The sequence below is a fragment of the Albidovulum sp. genome (assembly GCF_008933605.1).
GTDB lineage: Bacteria > Pseudomonadota > Alphaproteobacteria > Rhodobacterales > Rhodobacteraceae > Albidovulum.
In genome coordinates, this window is the sequence record NZ_WBUS01000177.1 from 1 (window position 1) to 5,919 (window position 5,919).

The 5,919-nt window shown below is 71.2% G+C and carries 7 protein-coding genes; 3 read left to right on the top strand and 4 right to left on the bottom strand.

Features of this window, described 5'->3' with window-relative positions; genetic code table 11:
• Positions 1 to 16 precede the first annotated feature (16 nt).
• From F9K34_RS16390 to F9K34_RS16400, 3 genes are read left to right on the top strand one after another with little or no spacing between them, the layout of a single operon-like run.
• On the top strand, positions 17 to 1,861 hold the full coding sequence (locus tag F9K34_RS16390) for an ABC-F family ATP-binding cassette domain-containing protein (protein ID WP_291338198.1): 1,845 nt from the start codon (positions 17 to 19) through the stop codon (positions 1,859 to 1,861).
• Entirely contained in the window at positions 1,861 to 2,478 is a 618-nt protein-coding gene (locus F9K34_RS16395) for a MarC family protein (RefSeq protein WP_291338192.1), read from the top strand. Before F9K34_RS16390 ends, F9K34_RS16395 begins: the two co-directional genes overlap by 1 nt.
• A 3-nt stretch (positions 2,479 to 2,481) precedes the next feature.
• Positions 2,482 to 3,057, top strand: a complete 576-nt coding sequence (locus F9K34_RS16400; protein ID WP_291338193.1) for a retropepsin-like aspartic protease family protein — start codon at positions 2,482 to 2,484, stop codon at positions 3,055 to 3,057.
• On the opposite strand, the gene F9K34_RS16405 is transcribed toward F9K34_RS16400, so the two are convergent.
• The 4 genes from F9K34_RS16405 to F9K34_RS16420 form a co-directional block, all read right to left on the bottom strand.
• The gene (locus tag F9K34_RS16405; RefSeq protein WP_291338194.1) at positions 3,054 to 3,449 is read right to left on the bottom strand and encodes an ACT domain-containing protein; all 396 of its coding nucleotides are present in this window, start codon (positions 3,447 to 3,449) and stop codon (positions 3,054 to 3,056) included. The two genes, F9K34_RS16400 and F9K34_RS16405, sit on opposite strands and share 4 nt — an antisense overlap.
• Positions 3,450 to 3,480: 31 nt before the next feature.
• On the bottom strand, positions 3,481 to 4,287 hold the full coding sequence (locus F9K34_RS16410; RefSeq protein WP_291338195.1) for a 2-keto-4-pentenoate hydratase: 807 nt from the start codon (positions 4,285 to 4,287) through the stop codon (positions 3,481 to 3,483).
• Between the two features lie 29 nt (positions 4,288 to 4,316).
• Positions 4,317 to 4,787, bottom strand: coding sequence for a DNA polymerase III subunit chi (locus F9K34_RS16415; RefSeq protein ID WP_291338196.1), 471 nt, complete (start codon positions 4,785 to 4,787; stop codon positions 4,317 to 4,319).
• Positions 4,787 to 5,919: leucyl aminopeptidase (locus tag F9K34_RS16420; RefSeq protein WP_291338197.1), on the bottom strand; the 1,133-nt coding region annotated here is incomplete at its 5' end. The genes F9K34_RS16420 and F9K34_RS16415, both read right to left, overlap by 1 nt.

Below are 5,919 nucleotides of genomic sequence, written 5' to 3' on the forward strand. Positions count from 1 at the left end.
GATATGGCGCGGCCCCATGCTGAGGATCGCCGACATCACCTATGCGGTCGAGGGGCGCCCGCTGTTCGAGGGCGCTTCGACCACGATTCCCGACGGCCACAAGGTCGGCCTCGTCGGCCGCAACGGCGCCGGCAAGACCACGCTCTTCCGGCTGATCCGGGGCGAACTAGCGCTCGAATCGGGCGCGATCTCGCTGCCGTCGCGCGCCCGGATCGGCGGCGTGGCGCAGGAGGCGCCTTCGTCGGCCACGAGCCTCATCGACACCGTGCTCGCCGCCGACGAGGAGCGGGCGGCGCTGCTCGCGGAGGCGGAACGCGCCACCGACGCGCACCGGATCGCCGATATCCAGCACCGGCTTTCCGACATCGACGCCTGGTCGGCGGAGGCGCGCGCCGCGGCGATCCTGAAGGGGCTCGGCTTCGACGCCGAGGCGCAGAAGCGGCCCTGTTCGGACTTCTCGGGCGGCTGGCGGATGCGGGTGGCGCTCGCCGGCGTGCTCTTCGCGCGGCCGGACCTGCTCCTCCTCGACGAGCCGACGAACTACCTCGACCTCGAAGGGTCGCTGTGGCTGGAGAGCTACCTGGCGAAATACCCCCATACCGTCATCATCATCAGCCACGACCGGGGCCTCCTGAACCGGGCCGTGGGCGCGATCCTGCATCTCGACAACCGCAAGCTGACGCTCTGGGCCGGCGGCTACGACCAGTTCGCCCGCCAAGTGGCCGAACGCCGCGCCGTGCAGGCGGCGGAGGCGAAGAAGGTGGAGGCGCGGCGGGCGCATCTGCAGAGCTTCGTCGACCGCTTCCGCTACAAGGCGTCGAAGGCGGTGCAGGCGCAGAGCCGGATCAAGATGCTGGAGAAGCTCACGCCCATCGCCGCGCCCGAGGACGCCGCGAAGGTCGTCTTCACCTTCCCCGAGCCCGAGGAGTTGTCGCCGCCCATCGTGACGATGGAGGGCGCGGCCGTCGGCTATGGCGGCCCGCCTGTCCTCCGGCGCCTGAGCCTCAGGATCGACCAGGACGACCGGATCGCGCTTCTCGGTCGCAACGGCGAAGGAAAATCCACGCTTTCCAAGCTCCTTGCCGGGAAACTTCCGTCGGAGGCGGGGACCGTCACGCGGTCCTCGAAGCTCAGGATCGGCTATTTCGCCCAGCACCAGGTGGACGAGCTTCACCTCGACGAGACGCCCTTGCAGCATGTCGGGCGGCTCAGGCCCGCCGAGGGGCAGGCCCGGCTCCGCGCCCGGCTCGCCGGCTTCGGGCTCGGCGCCGACCAGGCCGAGACGGTCGTGGCCAAGCTCTCGGGCGGGCAGAAGGCGCGGCTCTCGCTCCTCATCGCGACCATCGACGCGCCGCATCTCCTCATCCTCGACGAGCCGACGAACCACCTCGACATCGAGAGCCGCGAGGCGCTGGTGGAGGCGCTGACGGAGTATTCCGGCGCGGTGATCCTCGTCAGCCACGACATGCATCTTCTCGGCCTCGTCGCCGACAGGCTCTGGCTCGTCAAGGGCGGCACGGTCACCCCTTACACCGGCGACCTCGAGCAGTACCGGCGGGAGCTTCTGGCCGGCGAGGAGGCGGAGAGGCCCGCCGAGAAGCCGAAGGAGCGGTCCGCCCGCCCCGCGCGCGACGGCCTTCTCGCGCTGCGCGCCGAGGTCAGGAAGTGCGAGGAAAGGCTCTCCAAACTCAACGAGATGCGCGGGAAACTTGACGCGAGGCTTGCCGATCCGGCACTCTACGCGAGGCCCGACGAAGCCGTCGTCTGGCAGAAGAAGCACGCCGAGGTGGTCGAGGCGCAGGCCCGCGCCGAGGCGCTCTGGCTGGAAGCGGCCGAACGGCTGGAGGCGGCGGAGGGTTAGTGGAGCCGGGATTCTACCTTACCGCCTTCGTCACGCTTTTCGTGATCATCGATCCGATCGCGCTGGCGCCGCTCTTCGTGGCGCTGACGCAGGGCATGGACGCCGCGCAGCGCCGCACCGTCGCGCTCCGCGCCTGTCTCATCGCCGCGGCGCTGATGACGCTCTTCGGGCTCCTCGGCGACCGGCTCCTGGCGACGATCGGCATCTCCATGCCCGCCTTCCGCATCTCCGGCGGCATCCTCCTCTTCGTCACGGCCCTCGACATGCTCTTCGAACGCCGCACCCAGCGGCGCGAGGGGCAGCACGCCGACCCGCACCACGACCCCTCCGTGTTCCCGCTGGCGACCCCGCTCATCGCCGGGCCGGGAGCCTTCACGACGATGATCCTCCTCGTCAACAACACGCCGGCCACGGGCTTTGCGCATACGCTGGCGATCCATGCCGTGATGCTCGCCGTCGTCGTCCTCGCCTTCCTGATGTTCCTCGCCGCGCCGGTGATCGAGCGGGCGCTCGGCCGCACCGGGATCGTCGTCATCACCCGGCTCCTGGGGATGCTGCTCGCCGCGCTCTCGGTCCAGTTCGTGCTTGACGGCATCCGTGGCACGGGCCTGATCTGAGGCATGGACCCGAACGACCTGCCCCGCCTCGTCTATCTCGTGCTGCTTCTGGCGGTGGTGGGCGGCTACTTCATCGTCGAAAGCCGCGGGCGGATCGGAAAGCGGGCGCAGCAGGCGGCGATCTGGGGGCTGATCTTCCTCGGCGCGGTGGCGATCTCGGGCCTCTGGGCGGATGTGCGCCGGGCGGCGCTGCCGACCGAGGCGGTGGTCCGGGGCGACACGCTCGAAGTGCCGGTGGCCGAGGACGGGCATTATTACCTCACCGCCGAAGTGAACGGGGCGAAGGTGCTTTTCGTCGTCGATACAGGCGCTTCCGGGATTGTCCTCACCCAGCGCGACGCGGGGCGCGCGGGGCTGCGCCCCGAGGGGCTCGCCTATGTCGGCACGGCGATGACGGCGAACGGGCGGGTGCCCATCGCGCCGGTCACGCTCGACCGCTTCGCGCTCGGCGGCACCGAGGAGACGGAGGTCCCCGCGCTGGTGAACGGCGGCGAGCTCGACACCTCGCTTCTCGGGATGAGCTGGCTCGGCCGCCACGAGGTCACCTTCGCCCGCGACCGGCTGATCATCCGGCGCTAGGGCCGCGACGCCTGCAACGCGCGCAGCACGCCAAGCGCCTTCTCGGCCGCATCGGCGGGCACATAGGCGTGATCGTGGTGATAGGCCGCGACCATGTTGCAGGGAATGCCCGCGGCCGCGAGCGCCCCGGCGACCGCCGCCGTCAGCCCGACGCCGTCGAGCGCGGACAGCACCATCAGCGTGATGCAGCGCATCGGCTGGTCGATGGGCAGGCCCCCGCGCCGCGCGACCTCGACGGGAAGGATCGCCGAGAGCCCCTCCGCCTCCCGGTAGGTCGCCACGGCCCCCTCCGGCGCCGCGCCCCCGCCGAGCGTCACGAAGACGAACTCGCCCGGCTGGAGCGCCGGAGACATGGCCCCGATCATCTCCGCCGCGGTCCTTGCGCGCTTCATGCGGCCCCCCTTCCCGCCGCCGCGGCGGCCGTCATCCGCATGTCACCGTCAGGCCACCAAGGCCGATGCCGTCGAACACGGTGGTCCAGATCTGGCCGGGCGCCGCGGGCGCCGCGTCGGTCAGCGTACCGGTCGAGACGATCTCGCCCGCCCGCAGCGGGACGGCGAGGGGGTCGGCCGCGATCGCCTCCACCACGAACCGCAATGCCTGAACGGGCCCGCCGAGCACGTTGCGCGCATGGCCGGTCTCACCCCGGGCGCCGTCCCGCCGCAAGGTCACGGTGAAATCGCCCAGCGCCGCCCCCCATCGGACACGCTCCGTCCCGATCTCATGCCAGGGCCCGACGACGAGCGCGCCGTGCAGCCCGAACGCAGCCGCCGATTGCGCGGCCGTGAAGCGCCAGCCCGGAAAGACCGACTGCACGATCTCGAGCCCGTGCGCGACCGCATCCACGCAGCCCAGAAGTTCCGCCTCGGACATGCCCGGCGCGGGATCCCGGCCGAGGCGCAACACGATCTCGGGCTCCACGCGCGGCTCGGGATGAGCGGCGAGCGCAATCCTCGCCGCGCCCTCCGTCGCCGGAATCAGGGTGCTGTCCCAGACGTAGTTCCACATCGGCCGATCGACGCCGTAGATCGGCCATATCGACCGGTTGGAGAAGCCGATCTTGCGGCCCGCGACCCGCTCGCCTCGCGCCTCCCGGAGGGCTCGCACGGCGGCGATGACACGGCTCGCCGCGGCCATGTCCGGCACCGGCAGATCGGCGCTCTGCCGCCCGGTGCCGAGAAGCTCCATCAAGGCGCCGGCCGTCCGGGATGCGTCGTATTCCCCCTGCATCCGCCTCTCCCTGAATGCCGGGGCGCCGGTCAGCCCTGCGCCCCGCTTTCCGCCTTCTTCTGCCAGCGCCCGCTCTCCTCGCTCCAGTACTGCGCCGGAACTCCGGCGGAGGAGAGCACCTTCCACTGGCCGCGGGCGTGATCGACCGCCGCGGGGTCGTTGCCGTCGAAGAGGACGCAGACCCGCGCAAGCCGCCGGCCCTCCTCGGCCGAGATCTCCGCCCCGTCCACCGCCATCAGGCATTCGGCCCCGTTCGGCACCTCCTGCCCGGTGGTCAGCAGCACCGGCTGGAGCGCGTCGTGCGGTCCGCCGGCAAGCCCGTGCGGCAGGAAGCTCTCGTCGCCCCCGGTCCAGAGCCGCTGGTCGAGCCAGTCGAGCCGCCCCGCATCCGTTCCCCGGACGACCACGTGCCAGCCGGCCTCGAGGCTTCGCGCCAGGAGCATCGGCAGCGCCGCCTCCAGCGGCGAGCGCGTCAGGTGATAGAACATCGCCTGCCCCATCAGCCCTCCAGCATGTCGCGCACCAGCCGGTCGAGCGTCATCACGCCCCAGCCGGTCGCGCCCTTCGGCGCCAGCGTCGAGTCCTTCGACAAGAGCGTGACGCCGGCGATGTCGATGTGGCACCAGGGCGTCTCGTCCCGGACGAAGCGCCTGAGGAACTGCGCCGCGGTGATCGAGCCGCCGGGCCGTCCGCCGGTGTTCTTCATGTCCGCCAGGCGCGACTTGATCAGCTCGTCATAGGCCGGCCCCATCGGCATCCGCCAGGCGCCCTCGCCCTCGGCCCCGGCCGCCTTCAGCAGCGCGCCGGCGAGCGTGTCGTCATTGGAGAAGACGCCCGCGTGCTCGTGGCCGAGCGCGATGACGATGGCCCCGGTCAGCGTGGCGAGGTCGATCATGCCCTTCGGCTTGAAGCGGTCCTGCGCGTACCAGAGCACGTCGGCCAGCACCAGCCGCCCCTCGGCGTCGGTGTTGATGACCTCGATCGTGTCGCCCTTCATCGAGGCGACGATGTCGCCCGGCCGCTGCGCGCGCCCGTCCGGCATGTTCTCGACGAGGCCGACGAGCCCGACGACGTTCGCCTTTGCCTTCCTGAGCGCGAGCGTCCGCATCAGCCCCGCGACGACGCCCGCGCCGCCCATATCCATCGTCATCTCCTCCATGCCCTGCGCGGGCTTGATCGAGATGCCGCCGGTGTCGAAGCACACGCCCTTGCCGACGAAGGCGAAGGGCGCCTCGCCCTTCTTGCCGCCCGGCCATTCCATCACGACGACCTTCGACGGGCTCTCGGAGCCCTGCCCGACCCCGAGGAGCGCCCGCATCCCGAGCTTCGTGAGGTCGCTTTCCTCAAGGACTTCAACCTTCAGCCCGAGCTTTCTCATGTCGGACAGCCGCGTGGCGAAGTCGCTCGTGGTCAGCACGTTCGCCGGCTCGTTGACCAGATCGCGGGTGAAGCAGACACCCTCGGCCACCGCCGCAACGGACGCCATCGCCGCGCGGGCGGCGTCGGGATCGTCGACGAGAACCGTCACCGGGCCCTTCGGCTTCGGCGCCGCCTCGCCGGTGCGGTAGCGGCCGAAGTCATAGGCGCGCAGCGTCAGCCCCAGCGCGATGTCGGCCAGGCGCCGGTGCCCGC